Source organism: Proteus sp. LHD240705 (assembly GCF_047921555.1).
Taxonomy (GTDB): Bacteria; Pseudomonadota; Gammaproteobacteria; order Enterobacterales; family Enterobacteriaceae; genus Proteus.
On record NZ_JBLRMI010000004.1, the window covers coordinates 186,709 to 205,066 of the forward strand.

Sequence of the window (18,358 nt, forward strand, 5' to 3'; positions counted from 1 at the left end):
GCTCCTTATAACGCGCCTAATTCACGTAATGCGACAGAAAGTTTTTCTTTCATCGCTACTTTGTCAATCATGTTATCCAATGAAACAACCTTTCCATTTACCGCTTGTGAATTGAGTTGCTCTGCAATATCACGCGTACCTACATAGATATCACTTGGTGTGCCTTTTGCTGATCCCAGATCAACGTGATCTACTTCTGCATTCACAGAAATATCTTTTAGGATACTTTTGATGCTCATTTCCATCATTAAGCTACTACCTAAACCATTTCCACACACAACTGTAATTTTCATGATATTCCCCTTGGTAATTTAAATCGTCATTAATAATTGTTGATAACGGCTAATACATCCGTTTTGCTTTTCGCATTAAATAGCTTTTGAATATCTGCATCGTTATCAAAAAGTTCGGCTAATTTCACAATGGCATTAATATGGCTATCGTTATCTGTTGCAGCCAAAACAATCAGTAATTTCACTGGATCGTTTTTATCAGCACCAAATTCAACACCTTGCTCAACAATCGTTAATGCAAGAGAAAGTTGATTAACACCATCTTCAGGACGAGCATGAGGCATCGCAATACCGGGGCCTAAAACATAATATGGCCCTATTTTTTCGTGTGATTTGTAAATTGCATCGATATAACGAGGTTCAATACAACCTTTATCAATCAATGGCTGACATGCCACTTTGACTGCATCTCTCCAATCGATAACGTTTGGAACCACTTGCACCACATCGGGCGTTAATAACGTTTTAAGCATACTTGCAACCTCGATAAGACTCTCTATGAGCTTCGTTATTAAGGATAGTAATCATTAATGGTAGCGCTATCTAGATAGATCATTCGTAATTGTGATAGCGCTATCATTTTAATGAAATGTTAATTGCAGAAAATGCCAACAATTGACACTGTATTGTTTCAGCATAATAGGAAGATTTCAGGTAGGATCTGCGGTTAATAAAATAGGCTAGGCAAGCATAATAACAAATGATCAAAACACGTAAGCGCCGAAATACAGGTCGCGTCACATTACAAGATGTCGCTAAACATGCAGGAGTCGGATCAATGACCGTCTCTCGTGCATTGCGAACCCCTGAATTAGTTTCTGATAAGTTACGAGAAAAAGTTAATCAAGCCGTAGAGGAACTTGGCTATATTCCTAATGCCTCGGCAGGTGCTTTAGCTTCAGCACAAAGTCATATTATTGCGGTACTGTTGCCCTCCTTCACAGATAGAGCCAGTGCAGATTTTATGCAATCTTTACAACAAATACTCAATCGCCATCAATATCAAATTTTAGTGGGTTGCTATGAGCACCAACCTCATAAAGCCAGCGATGTGATTAATATGCTGTTGCAAAGTAATCCTGCCGCATTAGTTGTCTTTGGTTCACAGCTTAGCCCAACTCATTTTTTGCATATCAGTAATGCCAATGTGCCTGTTGTCAGCGTTGCCAGCCAACCAGATGAACAAGCCGCTATTAGTATTGATTGTTCTTATGAGCAAGCGGCATATGATTTAACAAACCATTTAGTCACCCGAGGAAAGCGTTGTATTGGCTATATTGGTGCGTTACAAGGACAACGCCTGCACCACCAGCAAATAACCGGTTGGTCACGAGCGTTACTCAAAAATTATTTAAATGCTGAGCAAAGTGTCACTACACCTGATCCCGCATCTATGGCATACGGTCAACAAGCATTAACAGAGATTTTATTGCGCCAACCCGAACTAGATGCGGTCATTTGTAGCCATGAGAGTATTGCATTAGGTATGATTTTTGAGTGTCAACGTCGATTAATTAAGATCCCACAAGATCTGGCTATCGCTTGTTTAGAAGGCTCTGAAAATAGTGATCAGATATCCCCTTCTCTCACATCAATTCGTTTTGATTATCACAAAATGGGAAAAGAGGCAGGAAAACATCTGATAGCACTTTTACAACGTTTAAGAGACGAAGATGATAACGCTATATTCGAAGATACCGTTATCAACTATGCTTATCGATTTGAGTTAGGGCAAAGCACCCCTTAGTCCACAGCTTCTCTACTTTCTAGGCGTGTACTGTTGTTACGTGTTAACCAAAGAGAGAGGGCTTTTAATGAATCAGGCGTGAATTCATCACAGCGCTCAGTAATTTCAGAGGGAGTTAACCAACACACTTCCTCAATTTCTTCTGCTTGCAGTGCGAAGGGTCCATGAGAAACACAGCTAAACAAGCTTCCCCATACACGGCAACTTTCATCATCATAATAAAATTGACCATGCTCAGCAAAAGGGACTCCAGCAATACCTAACTCTTCTTCTGCTTCACGACGCGCACTTTCAAGTAAATTCTCACCTTGCTGAACCACACCACCCGCAGTAGCATCTAACCAACCAGGATAAAAATCTTTTATTTCAGTTCGACGCTGCGCCAAGATTTTCCCCATTCCATCATGAACAACGATATAAGTTGCTCTATGTCTTAGATTTTCAGCTCGCATTTGTTGACGTGTTGCTTGTGCAACGACTTCATTTTTATCATCAACAATATCAACCCATTCAACCAATGCCGTCTTTTCTTGTTCCATCCTCAACAAACCTTTTTTAACCGATACTAAACGATCGTAATTTTTATCCTGAATATACCAAAATCACTATTTTTCACCACTACAATAATCATACGTGACTTGTTTTATCCATCTTGCGCTTTTTTGCTTTTTATGATGTTAAAAGGCAGACTGTGATTATATTGTCTATTTAGTGCCTACTTTATTTTGGAGCTTTTAATGATTGACTTATATTATGCAGATACCCCAAATGGCCAAAAAATAACGCTTTTTCTTGAAGAAACTGGCATACCTTATCAGTTACATCGCATCGATATTAGTAAAGGCGATCAATTTAAACCTGAGTTTTTAGCAATTTCACCCAATAATAAAATTCCCGCGATTGTAGATAATTCACCTATTGATGGTGGTGAGCCTATCTCTATTTTTGAATCAGGTGCTATTCTTATCTATCTAGCTGAAAAAAGTGGCAAATTGCTCAGTCAAAATTTACGAGAAAAAACAACACAACTACAATGGCTGTTTTGGCAAGTGGGGGGATTTGGCCCAATGTTGGGACAAAATCATCACTTCACCCGTTATGCCACAGAAAAAGTCCCTTATGCGATTAAACGTTATACTGAAGAAACACAGCGTTTATATAGTGTATTAGAGAAAAGGTTAGCGCAGTCACCTTACCTTGGGGGCAAAGAGTACAGCATTGCGGATATCGCCACATATACATGGGCTCGTCTGCACGATCACCACAATATTGATTTAGCAAATTATCCCGCAATTGATAAATGGCTAAACAACATTAACCAACGCCCAGCTACGAAAAAACTCTTTAGCTAATATAAGCAATTTATATATCAGGATGATATTTATTCTTTATCAAGCAAGTAGATCAGGAGGATTGTGATGAAAATACTTATCACAGGTGGTACAGGATTAATTGGCAAAGCATTAGTTTGTGAGCTTGCGCTCGCCAATAATGATATTACGGTGCTTTCTCGTTCGCCTCAAAAAGTTTATTCGCATTTTTGTAATGAAATCACCTGCTGGACTCAACTCAACGATAAACAAAATCTTAATGAGTTTGATGCCGTTATTAATCTTGCTGGAGAACCTATTGCTGATAACCGTTGGACTCCCTCTCAAAAGCAAAAACTGGTTAATAGCCGTTGTCATTTAACCCAGAAATTGGTTGATTTGATTAAAGCTAGCGATTCTCCTCCAGCAGTTTTCATTTCTGGCTCCGCAGTAGGTTTTTATGGCGATCAAGGTGATACACGAGTTACAGAAGAGACGCCAGCAAATCCTGAGTTTACACATGAACTCTGTGCAAAATGGGAACGTATCGCGCTTGAAGCTCAAACACCATTAACACGAGTTTGCTTGTTGCGTACAGGGATTGTACTTTCAACTCTCGGTGGCGCACTGCCTAAAATGAGCAAACCTTTCAAATTAGGATTAGGTGGCAAATTAGGGAGCGGAAAACAGTATATGCCGTGGATACATATCGATGATATGGTCAGTGCGATTGTTTTCTTGCTTAAGACCCAAGATGCTAAAGGCGCTTTTAACTTAACAGCACCTAACCCAGTACAAAATAAAGAGTTTACTCGCCTATTAGGAAAAGCTTTTAATCGCCCAGCATTAATGACAGTTCCCGAAAGTGTATTGCGTCTAGTGATGGGAGAAAGCGCGACATTAGTATTAGGTGGACAACAAGCCATTCCTGAAAAATTACTCAATGCAGGCTTTGAATTCCGTTATCCACAATTAGAAGAGGCATTAAAAGATATTATTACCACTGGAAAATAATCTCTTTTAATTCGAATTAGGTATTCTACCGAAGAGACGCAGTCAACAACGCTGTACCTTGAAGTATGACGAGTAAATACTCTAAATAATTCAAGATGCAGCTAGGCGACAAGTGAATCTATTCCTTGAAAAAACGCCTAGGAGCATACATCAGTATGTGACTAGTGCGAATAAACGCAGTCAACAACGCTATACCTTGAAGTATGACGAGTAAATACTCTAAATAATTCAAGATGCAGCTAGGCGACAAGTGAATCTATTCCTTGAAAAAACGCCTAGGAGCATACATCAGTATGTGACTAGTGCGAATAAACGCAGTCAACAACGCTGCAACTTGAAGAATGACGAGTATACTTAGCGAGTGGGCTTATCGCCCTCCCACCTTTGAAATAAATCATCAGGTAAATCAATCTCAAACTGATCAAGTACACGATTTACTGTTTGATTAACAATATCATCAATCGTTTTAGGCTGAAAATAGAAGGCAGGTACTGGTGGCATAATCACTGCGCCTAACTCAGCAGCCTGTGTCATTAATCGCAAATGACCTAAATGCAGTGGCGTTTCACGCACACATAATACTAACTTACTCCCTTCTTTTAATACCACATCCGCAGCGCGAGTGACTAAGGTATCTGTATAGCTATGAACAATACCTGACAGGCTTTTGATTGAGCAGGGTAATATGACCATTCCATTGACACGAAACGATCCTGAAGAGATAGATGCGCCAATATCGCGATCGTCATAAATCACATCCGCTAAAGCATGAATATCTTTTAGCGAATAATCAGTTTCTAATGAAATCGTACGGCGTGCAGCTTGGCTAATCACTAAATGTGTTTCAACTGACGGCACAGATTTTAGTATCTCTAATAAACGTATACCGTAAATTGCACCACTGGCGCCTGTTAGCCCAACTATCAGCTTTTTCATTATAATCCTCAGAATATATACCTTTGTTAATCATTATGATGATTAACCCTCAAAAAACAAGCGTCGATGCAGAACACACTGGCATCGACGCTTTATAAGGAAGGTATCTTACCGAAAAATCAGCCTTCGTTATAGATTTCCAAATTTTCTATTTCATTCTGATCACGAATTTTGTGTTCATCATCACGACGTAGATTTTCTAAATAATCCAAGTAATCTTGATCGATATCTTTCGTAATATAAACACCGTCAAATACAGAACATTCAAACTGATTAATATCAGGATTCTCTTCTTGTACTGCGGCGATTAAATCAGTGAGATCTTGGAAAATAAGTCCATCAGCACCAATTAATTTACGAATTTCATCCACTTCACGTCCATGAGCAATAAGCTCATTGGCATTTGGCATATCAATACCATACACATTAGGGAAGCGAACTTCTGGCGCAGCTGAGGCAAAATAGACTTTCTTCGCACCCGCTTCTCTTGCGAGCTCGACAATTTGCTCTGACGTTGTGCCACGGACAATAGAGTCATCAATCAACAGAACATTTTTATCACGAAACTCTGCGCGATTTGCATTCAGTTTACGTCTAACTGACTTACGACGCTCTTGCTGACCCGGCATAATAAAGGTACGACCAACATAGCGATTTTTTACAAAGCCTTGGCGATAAGGTTTATTGAGAATATGCGCAATTTCTAAGGCAATATCACAAGATGTTTCAGGGATTGGGATCACAACATCAATGTGTAAATCATCCCATTCTTTGGCAATTTTAGCGCCTAATTTCTGCCCCATGCGTAAACGCGCATTATAAACCGAAATTTTATCGATAAAGGAATCAGGACGAGCAAAGTAAACATACTCAAACAAACAAGGCATTAACTGCGGATTTTCAGCACATTGGCGAGTAAAGAGTTGTCCTTGCTCTGTGATATAAACCGCTTCACCCGGTGCAACATCACGTAAAAATTCAAAACCTAAAGTATCAAGCGCAACACTTTCAGATGCGACCATATATTCATGGCGACCATCTTCTAAGGTACGTTTACCCAAGACTAAAGGGCGAATACCAAAGGGATCACGAAAAGCCAGTAAGCCATGACCGATGATCAAAGCAACACAAGCATAAGCCCCGCGGAGTTTTTTATGCATTGCCGCAACGGCTGCAAAAATATTATCAGGCTCAAGCGGGAAATGGTCAAAACGGTCTAATTCGTATGCCAATACATTGAGCAGGATTTCAGAATCAGAGGTGGTATTGATATGGCGACGTGCTGTTTCAAATAATTGGCGACGTAATAAATGCGCATTGGTTAAATTACCATTGTGCGCCAACGTAATACCAAAAGGTGAATTCACATAAAAAGGCTGCGCTTCTGATGCACTAGAACTACCCGCAGTTGGATAACGGACATGCCCTATCCCGATAGTACCTTTTAAACGCAACATATGACGGGTTTCAAATACATCTTTAACCAGTCCGTTCGCTTTGCGAAGACGGAAACCGTTGTTACCGTCTATTGTTGCAATGCCTGCTGCATCTTGACCTCGGTGTTGTAACACCGTTAACGCATCATAAATTGATTGGTTTACTGGATTAGCTCCAGCGATACCGACAATACCGCACATGAATAGATCCTCATCAGCCAGACGGAGAGGTTATATTCTCTCCGACACGAAACTTGACGCATTTTGCAGGTAGTCAAAGAACCACCTAATAATATGGTTGAATTGAGGAATAAGCTCAGAACGTTGCCAATCAGCGCTATCTGCCATAGGCGTAAATGCGCCTAAAACAAAAAGTAATGCTGAAACTATCAGCACGCCTCTTAAAGCCCCGAAACAGACCCCCAATACACGATCTGTACCTGATAACCCTGTGCGTTGAACAAGAGAGCTAATCACATAATTCACAACAGCACCGACAATCAGTGTCGCAATAAATAACGTGACTATTGCAATCCCGTTACGAACCAGCTCATCTTCAAACCGGGTAAAATAGACGGCAAGATAAGGATAAAACTGACTAGCAACAAAGAAACCACAACCCCAGGTGATGAGTGACAATGCTTCACGAACAAAGCCACGGATCAGGCTGACTAATGCGGAAAAACCAATAATGGCAATGATGGCGTAATCTATCCAGACCATAAATTCTTTATCCAATAATGATGCTCCGCATTAATACGGAAGCATTCTAACAGAAAACGAAAACGTTTGCGTAATGCTAATTTTCGCTAATTTCAAAATAATTTACGGCGATATGAAAAATCATAATCGCCGCAATAAGTTAACGCTTTGTTACATCACTCATCTGATGACTCGTTTAGAAAAAATTAAGGCTTATATGCCCTTACCTCACCTTGTAAGCCCGTAAGCTCTTTTAAATGAGGCAAAATAGCCTGTAATTCTGACTTAGATGCACTAGGACCAATGTAAATTCGAGTCACTTGTCCAGCAACAGGACGTGCAGGTACGGTATATACCGGATAACCTGAGAAATGCATTTTCGCAATAATTTCTTCTACCTTCGCCGCATTTTTCAACGCACCTAATTGAACAACCCAAGCCTCGCCTTTCGGTGGCTGAGTTTCTTGTACTGGAGGTGCTGGTGGTTGTACTGGTGGTGTAACCACAACCGGAGGCTCTGGTGTAGGCGTTGGCTGTTGTGGTGGTTGTACCGGTGGTGTAACAGGTACAACAGCAGGTGGTTCAGGTGTTGTAACAGCAGGTTGCTCTACACCTGTCACAGCTTCAGAAAGCATACCTTCAGATGCGCCTTCTGATGGAGTAGAAGGCACTGAAGTTTGCTCTATCGGGGCGATAGATTCTATTTCTTGCTCATCACCTGGTTTGGGTACTAAAGGAATAGAGGCGAACTGGTCTTCGTTATATTTCTTATCGCCGTCGAGCAGTGCGGGTAAAAAAATGACCCCTACTGCCACCAATACAACGGCACCGACTAAGCGATTTTGAAATTTACTTGCCACCCACACTCTCCTTTTCCAAAAGTTCCATCACATGCGCGACTGTATGAAATGAGCCACAAACCACAACAATATCGTTAGGAGCAGCATCGGACATTGCTTGTTGCCATGCATTTTCAACACTATCGAATACCATTGGTTTCTCGAGATGTTGAGCTAACACATCCGCAGAAGCGCCACGAAATTCATTAAGTGGAGCTACATACCAATGATCAGCCAATGGTGTTAAGCACGCTAAAGTTCCTGCGATATCTTTATCACCCAGCATACCAACAACAATACGCACTTGAGTATCAGATTTTTGTGGTAATTGTGATAACTTTTCCGCTAAATATCCTGCTGCATGAGGATTATGTGCCACATCAAAGATAACCAAAGGATGTTGAGAAATTACCTGAAAACGACCTGGTAATTGTGCACGAGACATACCGTCGACAATACTTTGCTGTGTGATTGCTTGGCTGACTTTGTCATCAGATTTAAGCAAGCAACGAATAACCCCCATCGCTGTCGCCGCATTGGCTAGCGGAATATTAGGGATTGGCAGCGCATCAAATTCACAGTCAACACAATGCCAATGCCAGTGATCATCTTCAATAACAAAGGACCAATCTGTTCCACGACGGAAAAGCTTGGCTTGTTTTTCATTGGCAACTTGTGCAATGGAATGAGGCATATCTGGCTCACCCACAACAGCATAATGATTGGCTCGGAAAATACCGGCTTTCTCGTGGCCAATATGCTCTCTATCTGCGCCTAACCAATCAGTATGATCGAGGGCAATACTTGTGATAGCAGCAATATCCGCATCAACGATATTTGTCGCATCTAACCGACCGCCTAATCCTACTTCAAGAATAACAACATCAAGTTGTGCTTGTTGAAATAACTTCAGCGCAGCCAGAGTGCCATATTCAAAAAAAGTGAGCGAGATATCGCCTCTAGCTTGTTCAATTTCTGCAAAAACCTCACAGAAAGCATTTTCTGAGAGTTCTTTGCCTTGGATACGAACGCGTTCTGTATAACGAACAAGATGAGGGGAGCTATAAACGCCGACTTTCAATCCTGATGCTATCAAGATTGACTCTAGCATATGACAGGTTGTGCCTTTTCCATTCGTGCCTGAGACAGTAATTACCTTAGGCGCAGGACGTAACACATTTAATATTTTTCCTACCTTGCCTACTCGCTCTAACCCCATATCAATAGCGCTAGAGTGTAAATGTTCAAGATAAGAAAGCCACACCGACAAAGGCGATGTGGCTTTAGGAGCAGTTATGATATTAGACATCTTCTTTTTTATTCGTTTCGATGTTAATTTCTGGCTCGTTGTCTGTAGATTCAATTTCATCAGCAATCATTTCTTCACCGATGATTTCATCTTCATCTTCTACTAAATCATATTGAGTCAGCTTAGCCAGTAATTCAGCCAGCTCATCACGCATTTGAGGACGACGAATAATCATATCAATCGCCCCTTTTTCTAACAGGAACTCACTACGTTGGAAGCCAGCAGGCAGTTTTTCACGTACTGTTTGTTCAATAACGCGGGGACCTGCAAAGCCAATCAATGCTTTAGGTTCAGCAACATTGATATCACCTAACATCGCTAAACTTGCAGAAACACCACCCATTGTAGGGTCAGTCATAACTGAAATATAAGGTAAACCACGCTCTTGCATTTTTGCTAATGCTGCACTGGTTTTGGCCATTTGCATTAATGACATCAGCGCTTCCTGCATACGAGCGCCACCACTTGCAGAGAAGCAAACTAATGGGCAGTTATCTTCGAGTGCTTGTTCAACCGCACGAACAAAACGCGCCCCAACAACAGAAGCCATTGAACCGCCCATAAACGCAAATTCAAAGGATGCAGCAACAACTGGCATCTTTTTCAGCGTTCCTTTCATCACGATTAATGCGTCTTTTTCTTGCGTTTGCTTTTGAGCAGCGCTAATTCTGTCTTTGTATTTTTTAGAGTCGCGGAATTTCAGAATATCTTTAGGTTCTAATTCGCTACCTAATTCTGTTGTACTTCCTGTATCAAGGAAAGTCTCAAGGCGACGGCGCGCTGAAATGCGCATATGGTGATCACATTTAGGGCAAACCTCTAAATTGCGCTCTAATTCTGCGCGATAGAGTACCTGCCCACAGCTATCACATTTAGTCCAAACCCCTTCAGGGATATTGGCTTTACGTGAACTTGTGATAGTGCTTTTGTTTAGAATTTTTTCAATCCAGCTCATTAATGGACCTTTTCGTCTGAATCTGACCTTCGCCAGTAAAATTATTGTTAGCGTATCAACCACAATACACTGGCTGTGTGGTTAGCAAAGTTTATGATGATACCGCTTACTGAATTTCAGCGCATCTCTTTATTATGGCTATTCTACGGCAAAAACTGATGATAACTGCTCAAACCTCTTTGTTATCACTTTCTTTCTTTGCTTTTGCACTCGCTCTACGATGGCGTAAGATCTCAATAACGCCCGGTAAAATAGAAATAACAATAATGGCAACAATTAGCAATTTTAAGTTCTTTTGAACTATATCTAAGTCACCAAAAAAGTATCCTGCATAAGTAAATAGCAGTACCCATGCAATTGCCCCAGTAACATTATAAAAGGCAAAGTGACGATATGACATTTTACCCATTCCTGCAACGAATGGCGCAAAAGTTCGGATAATCGGCACGAATCTTGCCAAAATTATTGCTTTACCACCATGCTTTTCATAAAAAGCATGGGTTTTATCTAGATATTCACGACGGAAAATCTTTGAATCAGGCTTACTAAACAGTTTCTCGCCAAAAAGTCGTCCAATAGAATAGTTAACCGCATCACCTAAAATAGCTGCACAAAGTAGCAGTAAAACAATAATATGAACATTCACATCATTAGTTTCTAATGAAGCTAAAGCGCCAGCAACGAATAATAAGGAGTCTCCGGGTAAGAAAGGCGTTACTACCAACCCTGTTTCACAGAAAACAATAAGAAACAAAATGGCATAAACCCATGTACCATATTGAGCAACAAGCTCAGCTAAATGGGCATCAATATGTAAAATAAAATCGATTAGAAATTTTATTAAATCAACAAATTGCGTTAATATTTCCATAAATCCTCAGAAAACTGGGTGTTTTTATGATTGAGATATCTCAATAGGGTTATCCGCTAAAAATAGTGGACCCATTGCAGGTTTTGGTAATTCAAATTGCTCAGGATAATCCACAGATACCAAGTACAGTCCATTTGCTTTGGCTGTTGCAGCCGCTTTGGTTCTGTCTTTTAAGGCTAATAATTCAGCCATCCAAGTAATATTCTGATTGCCACACCCTATTTCTAGAAGACTGCCAACAATATTTCTCACCATATGATGAACAAACGCATTCGCTTTAATATCCACGACAACATAGTCACCATATCGAGAAACATTGACATGCATAACGTTACGCCATGGCGTTCGAGATTGACATTGGACAGCTCTAAAAGAGGTAAAATCATTTTCACCCAGTAGACATTGTGCTGCTTGATGCATGCGTTCAGCGTCTAAAGGATAATGAAAATGTGTCACTCCAGATGACAAGATAGCGGGACGATAGCGATGATTAAAAATCACATAGCGATAACGTCTTGCTGTTGCACTAAAGCGAGCATGAAAATCGTCAGAAACTGTTTTTACCCAACGTACGGCAATATCCGCAGGCAAATGGGTATTCACTCCCATAGTCCAAGCGGGATCTTTGCGATGTGCCGTTGTTTCAAAATGGACAACTTGCCCCGTTGCGTGCACACCAGCATCTGTCCTTCCAGCACAAAAAACCGATATAGGCTCATTAGCCACTTGTGAAAGTGCTTTTTCTAGCCGTTCTTGTACACTACGCACTTCATTTTGGCGTTGCCAGCCATAATAGCGACTACCATCATATTCAACGCCTAAAGCAATTTTTATTGTTGTGCTTTCAGAGGCAACCGCTGACTCAGTCAAGGGCTGTTCTGTCACTTCAGCACTCACTTGCACATTCATTAGTAAAACTGCTCCTGCATTAATTGCTCTGCTACTTCAACAGCCATTAATGCCCCGCCAAAGCGCACGTTATCTGCTACTGACCAAAATTGTAAGGCTTCTGGCATACCATAATCATTACGGAAACAACCTAAATTCAAGCTCACATTGCCTGAAGCATCAGTCACTTGTGTTGGAAAATCATTTTCATCACTGATATTCAGATCTTCATTTTCTTGTAATGTCTCACGCGCTTCATCACTCCCCATTGGACGAGATGTTTCTAATTGCACGGATTGCGCATTACCATAAAAAACGGGTGCTTGTAATGTGGTGACAGAAATAGGCAAACCTTCGTCTTGCAAAATTTTACGAATTTGGTCAACCATGCGACGCTCTTCTTGTATAGAGCCTTCGTCATCAACCATTAAAGGTAAAATGTTAAATGCTAATTGCTTATTAAAACGACCTAATTCAGGAGGAATACCGTTAAGTAAACGGGCACTTTGCCCTGCCAGTTCATCTACGGCTTGTTTTCCAAAACGAGAAACAGACATTAAGTTTGTCACGCTAAGGCGTGTTAAACCCGCAGATTCTGTTAATGGGTTAATGGCGCGTAATAATTGGCTTACCATGCTATCAGCTATTGAAACAATATTACGAGTACGGTATTCCGCTAGCATTGCACTGTTCACGCCAGGAACAACCAATGGTATATCCCAATCCATTGCAAAAATGCCACTACAATCAATAACAATACAGCCAGCATCAGCCGCTTGTTGTGCATATTGCGCACTGATTTCTGTTGGTGCGGCAAAGAAAGCTAATTGAATATCAGCCCACTCGATATTGTGAATACCTTGAACCGCAACACTTTTGCTGTTTACACGCACCGATTTTCCAATGCTATCTTCACTTGCGATTGCAGTTAATTCACCAATGGGAAATTCACGCTCTTGTAGCAGTTCTAAAATCGCTTCACCAACAGCGCCTGTTGCACCAACAACTGCAATATTCCAACCTTCTCCCATAAGATATCCTCCAATAACATAAATTTTTAAAAATAATATTTTGCTTTATTTGTGTGTAGTACTTTTATATGTAGCACTAAAGCCAATTGCATTTAATGTATCAACCGTAGTTTGATTATCACAAATGACATGGAGTGAAGACCACTCACGACGAACAGGATAAAATTTGCGTAATTTATCAAACTCCCCTTTTATTCCTGCTACTTTTCGTAATGGAGCATCATCACGACGCACATCATAAACAAGATGAATCAGTTGTTTTAAAAGTGTTTGAGTTAACTTACCTTGTACTGAAATGGTGGAAATAGTAGGTGCAGGTAACAGAGTTGATAATTCAACTTTTTGAGGCTGTCCAATAAAATCACAATAAGCTTCAAAAACTTGAGTTGTACCACGCGCCTTACCTTCTAAGGTGTAACCCGCAATATGTGGTGTTGCGATATCAACTTTATTTAATAACTCAATAGAGAGATCTGGCTCTGGCTCCCAAACATCCAACACAACGCGTAAGGATTTACCTTTCTCAAGTACAGACAATAATGCTTGATTATCAACAACCTCGCCACGGCTCGCATTAATTAAAATACGACCTTCAGGTAATTTTTCGAGGTTGCTCTCATTAATTAAATGATAACTTTTGTATAAGCCTGATTTATTGAGAGGTGTATGGAAAGTTAGAATATCTGCTTTTTCTAACAATGTTTCCAATGGATGAAACTCTTCATCATCACCATTATCCGCTCTTGGTGGATCGCAAAGTAAAACATTTACACCCAATGCGCGAAGGCGCGTTGCTAATCGACCGCCCACATTTCCCACACCGACAATACCAACGACTTTATCGGTCAATTGAAAGCTATCTTGCTCTGCTAACATCATCAGAGCAGAAAATACATATTCAACAACCGCGATAGCATTACAACCTGGGGCTGATGAAAAACCAATTTGTTGCTGTTTTAACCATGCAATATCTACATGATCGAAACCCGCAGTCGCGGTTCCAACAAATTTTACTGGCTTGCCTGATAATAAGGATTCATTGACTTTAGTAATTGATCTCACCATTAAGGCATCAGAATCATTAAGCTCATCAGTAGGTAATGGGCGACCAGAAACAGCTTTTACCTCACCTAATTGGCGGAAAAGTTGTTCCGCATAAGGCATATTTTCATCAACCAGAATTTTCACGGTGTTATCTCACTGATTTGGTATTTATGTGTGTAAACAATCAATCGAAAAACAAAATTAAGCGGTCTATTTTGCCACTTATTCACAGTAAAGCCTATTATTGACAGTAAAATCCGCCTAGATTTTAAGTAAATATATGAAAAGAAGACTTAACAATTGGGTAATCGACGAAAACGTTCCGGTGTTGTGCCAGCATATTGTTGAAACATCGCAATAAATGAGGATGAAGAGCTATATCCCACATCAAATGCTATTTCATTCACGCTTTTCCCTTGTTCTAATAAAGAAATTGCATGTAAAAAACGTAGGCGCTTACGCCATTCACTAAATGACATACCTAATTCTTGTTGGCAACGACGAGAAAGTGTTCTTTCTGAGGTATAACGCTTTTTAGCCCATTCTTCTAACGAGGTATTATCCGCTGGATCCTGCTCTAATACAGAAAGTATGGGAGCAAGTAATTTATCTTTAGAAGACGGTAAATAAGTATGATGTATTGGCGAAACTTTAAGTTGATCAATCAGTACTTGAGCTAAGCGAAAATCTTCTTCTGTTTGTGGTTTACACACACCACGATGAAAAAAGTCGGAAAATATAGTTGAAAAAATAGCACTTAATTGAATCAAACAAGGTTTATCTAATAATCCTTCACACCAACTTGGTGCGATATCTAGCACCTTAAAAGAGAGTGTTTTTTTATTGTAACTAGCATGCCCTACATTTTTGGGTATCCATACACTAAATTCTGGTGGCGCTAAAAACCGCTGTCCTCCAGCTTCTAAATCCATGACACCAGAAATCACATAAAGTAACTGACCAAAATCATGTTGATGATAAACAAACTCTGTTTCAGCTAATAGTTGTTCATCACGAAATCGAACTGTATCTGGATCAGACAATAACCATTGCATTTTTTGTTGTTCAATTGTCATCTTTATGTTGTTCTCTTGTCATGTTGTCTTTATTGGCCTATCTGTTGTCTGGTTTTCATTATATATATCTAATCAGACAGACTTACAATAGCGACCTGGTTTAAAAATAGATGTGAGAACAATGAAAAATGCAATTTTTCCGCTTTTAGCGGTGTTAATCTGGTCCATTAATGCAGTTGTCAATAAAGCAGCCGCGTCTGTTATCGATCCTGCTGCAATCTCTTTTTATCGTTGGTTCCTCGCCTTTTTAATTATGACACCTTTTTTGGTCATGCCAGTTTGGCATCATCGTAAAACCGTCAAACAATATTGGTGGAAATTATTTATTCTTGGTGCATTAGGGATGGTGATGTACCAAAGTTTAGCTTATTATGCGGCACATTATGTTAGCGCAACATTTATGGGGATTCTGAACTCTCTCATCCCATTATTAACCGTTATTATTAGTATTTTTGTTTTACGTGTTGTACCTACGGTAGGTATTGTTTTAGGCACAGTGCTTTCAATTAGTGGCTTAGTTTGGCTAATTAGCCGTGGCGAACCTTCTCAATTGCTTTCTCAAGGTTTGGGTTATGGTGAGCTGATGATGTTTATTGCTTCGGCGTCATACGCCCTTTACGGTGTATTAACAAAACGATGGTCAATTGCACTACCTAACTGGCAATCACTTTATGTGCAAATTGGATTTGGTGTTCTGCTATTATTGCCAAACTTCTTTCTTGCCGAAAGTGTTGCGTTAACAAAAGATAATATTGGATTAGTTATTTTCGCAGGTATCGGAGCTTCTATTCTTGCACCTTATCTGTGGATTTTAGGTGTGATGAAATTAGGTGCAAATACGACCTCTATTTTTATGAACCTAATGCCATTATTTACTGCAATGATTGCTATCGCGCTTCTCGGTGAAGAAATGCATAGTTATCACTTAGTGGGTGGTGGTATTGTGTTACTAGGTGTGCTCTTAGTGCAACAACTTAGAACGCCGCTGAATTTCCGACGTCAGTCTGCTCAGAAAAAAGCAGATTGCCATCAGGAGATGTGAGTCAATGTCAAAAAGACAACAATAAAAAATGCCGGCTAAATTCTTAGCCGGTCACATTCATAATGTTAGGTTTAATAAATAAAACTGACACAAGAAATCAAAGTATAAAATATAAAGTAATACAAGTATCCGAGGCAAACATTACCAACTTTTATATTAAATAGCTCCTACTTATTTGTAATAAAATAACCCAGATCAATTTTTTTGCACTCTTTTTGTCTTATTCAACTTTTCCATTCACCTAACTCCATATAAAACAAAATATTTAATGATTTTGGATAGAATTAAATTAAACGATTGAAATAAAATGAAGCTAATTTATTTTTCTCAATATAAACAACATATTAACAAATTTTGTCTATTTTATTAGAATAATAAAATGAGTAACTATTAGGAAAGGTATTTTTAAACGTTATTTATATAATCTTTTTTTTATGATTTTTATTCGAAAAATATCTTTATTAGAATAATAAATTATTTTTCATAATAAATTTCAAATAAAAAAGCAGACTCCATTAAAATGAAGCCTGCTTTTTTTAATAAGTAAATATAAGTATATCTAACTATTTTTTATATTTACTCATGACTAATGAAGCATTTGTACCGCCAAAACCAAAGCTATTTGACATTACAGTCTCCAGCTTCTGTTCTGTTGGTTGAGTAATGATGTTCATCCCCATTGCTTTATCGTCTAATTCTTCGATATTAATGCTTGGTGCAATAAACCCATGCTCTAACATCAGTAAGCTATAAATTGCTTCATGCACACCAGCAGCACCTAATGAGTGACCAGTCATTGCTTTTGTTGCTGAAATAGCTGGAGTATGCGAACCAAACACTTCCGTGATAGCTTCAAGCTCTTTTAGATCACCAACTGGCGTTGAAGTACCGTGTGTATTGATATAATCAACTTTATCAATACCTTGCATCGCCATTTGCATACAACGCACAGCACCTTCACCTGAAGGAGCAACCATATCTGCACCGTCAGATGTTGCACCATAACCTACGACTTCACCATAGATGTGTGCACCACGCGCTAATGCGTGTTCTAATTCTTCAACAACCACAATACCGCCACCACCTGCGATAACAAAACCATCACGATTTTTATCGTAAGTACGAGAAGCTTTGGTTGGGGTTTCGTTATATTTAGTTGAAAGTGCACCCATTGCGTCAAATTCGCAGGTCATTTCCCAACTTAACTCTTCACCACCACCAGCAAATACAACATCTTGTTTGCCTAACTGGATAAGCTCAACAGCGTGGCCAATACAGTGTGCTGATGTTGAACAAGCAGAACTGATTGAATAGTTAACGCCTTTAATTTTGAAAGGTGTTGCTAAACAAGCTGAAACACCTGATGCCATTGCTCGAGTTACCATATAAGGACCTACGCCACGTAGGCCTTTAGCTCTCATGCCATCAGAACCTTGCACTTGGTTACGTGGAGAACCACCACCAGAGCCAACGACTAAGCCAGAACGAATATTAGAAACTTGGTCTTCTGTCAGACCTGAATCAGCTATCGCCTCTTGCATAGATAAATAGGCATAAACCGATGCGTCGCTCATAAAACGGCGGATTTTACGGTCAATAAGACCTTCAGTATCAAGCTTAACGTTGCCCCAAATGTGGCTACGAAGCCCCATCTCTTTAAATTCTTCTGAGAAAGTTATCCCGGAACGACCTTCCTTTAAAGAATCCAGCACTTCTTTCTGGTTATTACCAATGCTCGAAACAATACCCAGACCCGTGATCACTGCGCGCTTCATTCATACCTCTTTACAATAATAGTTGTAGCTGCGGGATTTCTGACTAGCACTTTAGCGTACAGTTGTACGCCGAACAAGTCCGATCAGGAT

General features: G+C 39.8%; 19 protein-coding genes. 4 read left to right on the top strand and 15 right to left on the bottom strand.

Going from position 1 to position 18,358, the window contains the following annotated elements:
• Window positions 1-5: 5 nt before the first annotated feature.
• Complete coding sequence (locus ACNART_RS09905; RefSeq protein ID WP_196533829.1) at window positions 6-293, bottom strand: PTS sugar transporter subunit IIB; 288 nt, start codon at window positions 291-293, stop codon at window positions 6-8.
• A 29-nt stretch (window positions 294-322) separates the two neighbouring features.
• On the bottom strand, window positions 323-766 hold the full coding sequence (locus ACNART_RS09910) for a PTS sugar transporter subunit IIA (protein ID WP_368927924.1): 444 nt from the start codon (window positions 764-766) through the stop codon (window positions 323-325).
• Between the two features lie 227 nt (window positions 767-993).
• On the opposite strand from ACNART_RS09910, the gene ACNART_RS09915 reads away from it, so the two are divergent.
• Window positions 994-2,040 (top strand): LacI family DNA-binding transcriptional regulator, encoded by a 1,047-nt coding sequence (locus tag ACNART_RS09915; protein ID WP_416303590.1) that lies wholly within the window; start codon window positions 994-996, stop codon window positions 2,038-2,040.
• On the opposite strand, the gene yfcD is transcribed toward ACNART_RS09915, so the two are convergent.
• A complete protein-coding gene (gene yfcD, locus ACNART_RS09920; protein WP_368927925.1) occupies window positions 2,037-2,579 on the bottom strand; it encodes an NUDIX hydrolase YfcD in 543 nt (180 codons plus the stop codon). The genes ACNART_RS09915 and yfcD overlap by 4 nt on opposite strands.
• Window positions 2,580-2,777: 198 nt before the next feature.
• Between yfcD and ACNART_RS09925 the strand changes: the two genes are divergently transcribed.
• Entirely contained in the window at window positions 2,778-3,392 is a 615-nt protein-coding gene (locus ACNART_RS09925; protein WP_109374109.1) for a glutathione binding-like protein, read from the top strand.
• A 66-nt stretch (window positions 3,393-3,458) separates the two neighbouring features.
• Entirely contained in the window at window positions 3,459-4,364 is a 906-nt protein-coding gene (locus ACNART_RS09930) for a TIGR01777 family oxidoreductase (protein ID WP_198630023.1), read from the top strand.
• 354 nt (window positions 4,365-4,718) lie between these two features.
• Here ACNART_RS09930 and ACNART_RS09935 read toward each other — a convergent pair whose 3' ends face one another.
• From ACNART_RS09935 to ACNART_RS09985, 11 genes are all read right to left on the bottom strand, one after another.
• Window positions 4,719-5,300 carry a UbiX family flavin prenyltransferase gene (locus tag ACNART_RS09935; RefSeq protein ID WP_368927729.1) on the bottom strand — a complete coding sequence of 194 codons (582 nt, stop codon included), beginning with the start codon at window positions 5,298-5,300 and terminating at the stop codon, window positions 4,719-4,721.
• Window positions 5,301-5,419: 119 nt separating this feature from the next.
• The gene (gene purF, locus ACNART_RS09940) at window positions 5,420-6,937 is read right to left on the bottom strand and encodes an amidophosphoribosyltransferase (protein ID WP_075670606.1); all 1,518 of its coding nucleotides are present in this window, start codon (window positions 6,935-6,937) and stop codon (window positions 5,420-5,422) included.
• A gap of 30 nt (window positions 6,938-6,967) precedes the next feature.
• On the bottom strand, window positions 6,968-7,459 hold the full coding sequence (gene cvpA / locus ACNART_RS09945) for a colicin V production protein (RefSeq protein ID WP_023581692.1): 492 nt from the start codon (window positions 7,457-7,459) through the stop codon (window positions 6,968-6,970).
• 185 nt (window positions 7,460-7,644) lie between these two features.
• Window positions 7,645-8,298, bottom strand: a complete 654-nt coding sequence (gene dedD, locus ACNART_RS09950; protein ID WP_198619760.1) for a cell division protein DedD — start codon at window positions 8,296-8,298, stop codon at window positions 7,645-7,647.
• Window positions 8,288-9,586 (bottom strand): bifunctional tetrahydrofolate synthase/dihydrofolate synthase, encoded by a 1,299-nt coding sequence (folC, locus tag ACNART_RS09955; RefSeq protein ID WP_198619759.1) that lies wholly within the window; start codon window positions 9,584-9,586, stop codon window positions 8,288-8,290. Before folC ends, dedD begins: the two co-directional genes overlap by 11 nt.
• Window positions 9,579-10,541: an acetyl-CoA carboxylase, carboxyltransferase subunit beta gene (gene accD / locus ACNART_RS09960; protein ID WP_109370914.1), complete on the bottom strand. Its 963-nt coding sequence runs from the start codon at window positions 10,539-10,541 to the stop codon at window positions 9,579-9,581. Before accD ends, folC begins: the two co-directional genes overlap by 8 nt.
• 169 nt (window positions 10,542-10,710) lie before the next feature.
• On the bottom strand, window positions 10,711-11,412 hold the full coding sequence (locus ACNART_RS09965) for a DedA family protein (RefSeq protein ID WP_109370915.1): 702 nt from the start codon (window positions 11,410-11,412) through the stop codon (window positions 10,711-10,713).
• Window positions 11,413-11,436: 24 nt separating this feature from the next.
• The gene (gene truA / locus ACNART_RS09970) at window positions 11,437-12,321 is read right to left on the bottom strand and encodes a tRNA pseudouridine(38-40) synthase TruA (RefSeq protein WP_232797506.1); all 885 of its coding nucleotides are present in this window, start codon (window positions 12,319-12,321) and stop codon (window positions 11,437-11,439) included.
• The gene (locus tag ACNART_RS09975; protein WP_196533837.1) at window positions 12,321-13,331 is read right to left on the bottom strand and encodes an aspartate-semialdehyde dehydrogenase; all 1,011 of its coding nucleotides are present in this window, start codon (window positions 13,329-13,331) and stop codon (window positions 12,321-12,323) included. The genes truA and ACNART_RS09975 overlap by 1 nt, the downstream gene beginning before the upstream one ends.
• Before the next feature lie 45 nt (window positions 13,332-13,376).
• Entirely contained in the window at window positions 13,377-14,519 is a 1,143-nt protein-coding gene (gene pdxB, locus ACNART_RS09980) for a 4-phosphoerythronate dehydrogenase PdxB (protein WP_198619757.1), read from the bottom strand.
• A gap of 149 nt (window positions 14,520-14,668) precedes the next feature.
• Window positions 14,669-15,451, bottom strand: a complete 783-nt coding sequence (locus ACNART_RS09985; protein WP_196533839.1) for an AraC family transcriptional regulator — start codon at window positions 15,449-15,451, stop codon at window positions 14,669-14,671.
• A 121-nt stretch (window positions 15,452-15,572) separates the two neighbouring features.
• Here ACNART_RS09985 and ACNART_RS09990 point away from each other — a divergent pair, with 121 nt between their 5' ends.
• Entirely contained in the window at window positions 15,573-16,493 is a 921-nt protein-coding gene (locus tag ACNART_RS09990) for a DMT family transporter (protein WP_109370919.1), read from the top strand.
• Between the two features lie 563 nt (window positions 16,494-17,056).
• Here the strand turns inward: ACNART_RS09990 and fabB are convergent.
• Entirely contained in the window at window positions 17,057-18,268 is a 1,212-nt protein-coding gene (gene fabB, locus ACNART_RS09995) for a beta-ketoacyl-ACP synthase I (protein WP_088495099.1), read from the bottom strand.
• Between the last annotated feature and the right edge of the window lie 90 nt (window positions 18,269-18,358).

Coding starts and splice junctions, on each gene's coding strand:
- ACNART_RS09905 (WP_196533829.1), bottom strand. CDS start 293: ATGAAAATTACAGTTGTGTGTGGAAATGGTTTAGGTAGTAGCTTAATG.
- ACNART_RS09910 (WP_368927924.1), bottom strand. CDS start 766: ATGCTTAAAACGTTATTAACGCCCGATGTGGTGCAAGTGGTTCCAAAC.
- ACNART_RS09915 (WP_416303590.1), top strand. CDS start 994: ATGATCAAAACACGTAAGCGCCGAAATACAGGTCGCGTCACATTACAA.
- yfcD (WP_368927925.1), bottom strand. CDS start 2,579: ATGGAACAAGAAAAGACGGCATTGGTTGAATGGGTTGATATTGTTGAT.
- ACNART_RS09925 (WP_109374109.1), top strand. CDS start 2,778: ATGATTGACTTATATTATGCAGATACCCCAAATGGCCAAAAAATAACG.
- ACNART_RS09930 (WP_198630023.1), top strand. CDS start 3,459: ATGAAAATACTTATCACAGGTGGTACAGGATTAATTGGCAAAGCATTA.
- ACNART_RS09935 (WP_368927729.1), bottom strand. CDS start 5,300: ATGAAAAAGCTGATAGTTGGGCTAACAGGCGCCAGTGGTGCAATTTAC.
- purF (WP_075670606.1), bottom strand. CDS start 6,937: ATGTGCGGTATTGTCGGTATCGCTGGAGCTAATCCAGTAAACCAATCA.
- cvpA (WP_023581692.1), bottom strand. CDS start 7,459: ATGGTCTGGATAGATTACGCCATCATTGCCATTATTGGTTTTTCCGCA.
- folC (WP_198619759.1), bottom strand. CDS start 9,586: ATGTCTAATATCATAACTGCTCCTAAAGCCACATCGCCTTTGTCGGTG.
- accD (WP_109370914.1), bottom strand. CDS start 10,541: ATGAGCTGGATTGAAAAAATTCTAAACAAAAGCACTATCACAAGTTCA.
- ACNART_RS09965 (WP_109370915.1), bottom strand. CDS start 11,412: ATGGAAATATTAACGCAATTTGTTGATTTAATAAAATTTCTAATCGAT.
- truA (WP_232797506.1), bottom strand. CDS start 12,321: ATGAATGTGCAAGTGAGTGCTGAAGTGACAGAACAGCCCTTGACTGAG.
- ACNART_RS09975 (WP_196533837.1), bottom strand. CDS start 13,331: ATGGGAGAAGGTTGGAATATTGCAGTTGTTGGTGCAACAGGCGCTGTT.
- ACNART_RS09985 (WP_196533839.1), bottom strand. CDS start 15,451: ATGACAATTGAACAACAAAAAATGCAATGGTTATTGTCTGATCCAGAT.
- ACNART_RS09990 (WP_109370919.1), top strand. CDS start 15,573: ATGAAAAATGCAATTTTTCCGCTTTTAGCGGTGTTAATCTGGTCCATT.
- fabB (WP_088495099.1), bottom strand. CDS start 18,268: ATGAAGCGCGCAGTGATCACGGGTCTGGGTATTGTTTCGAGCATTGGT.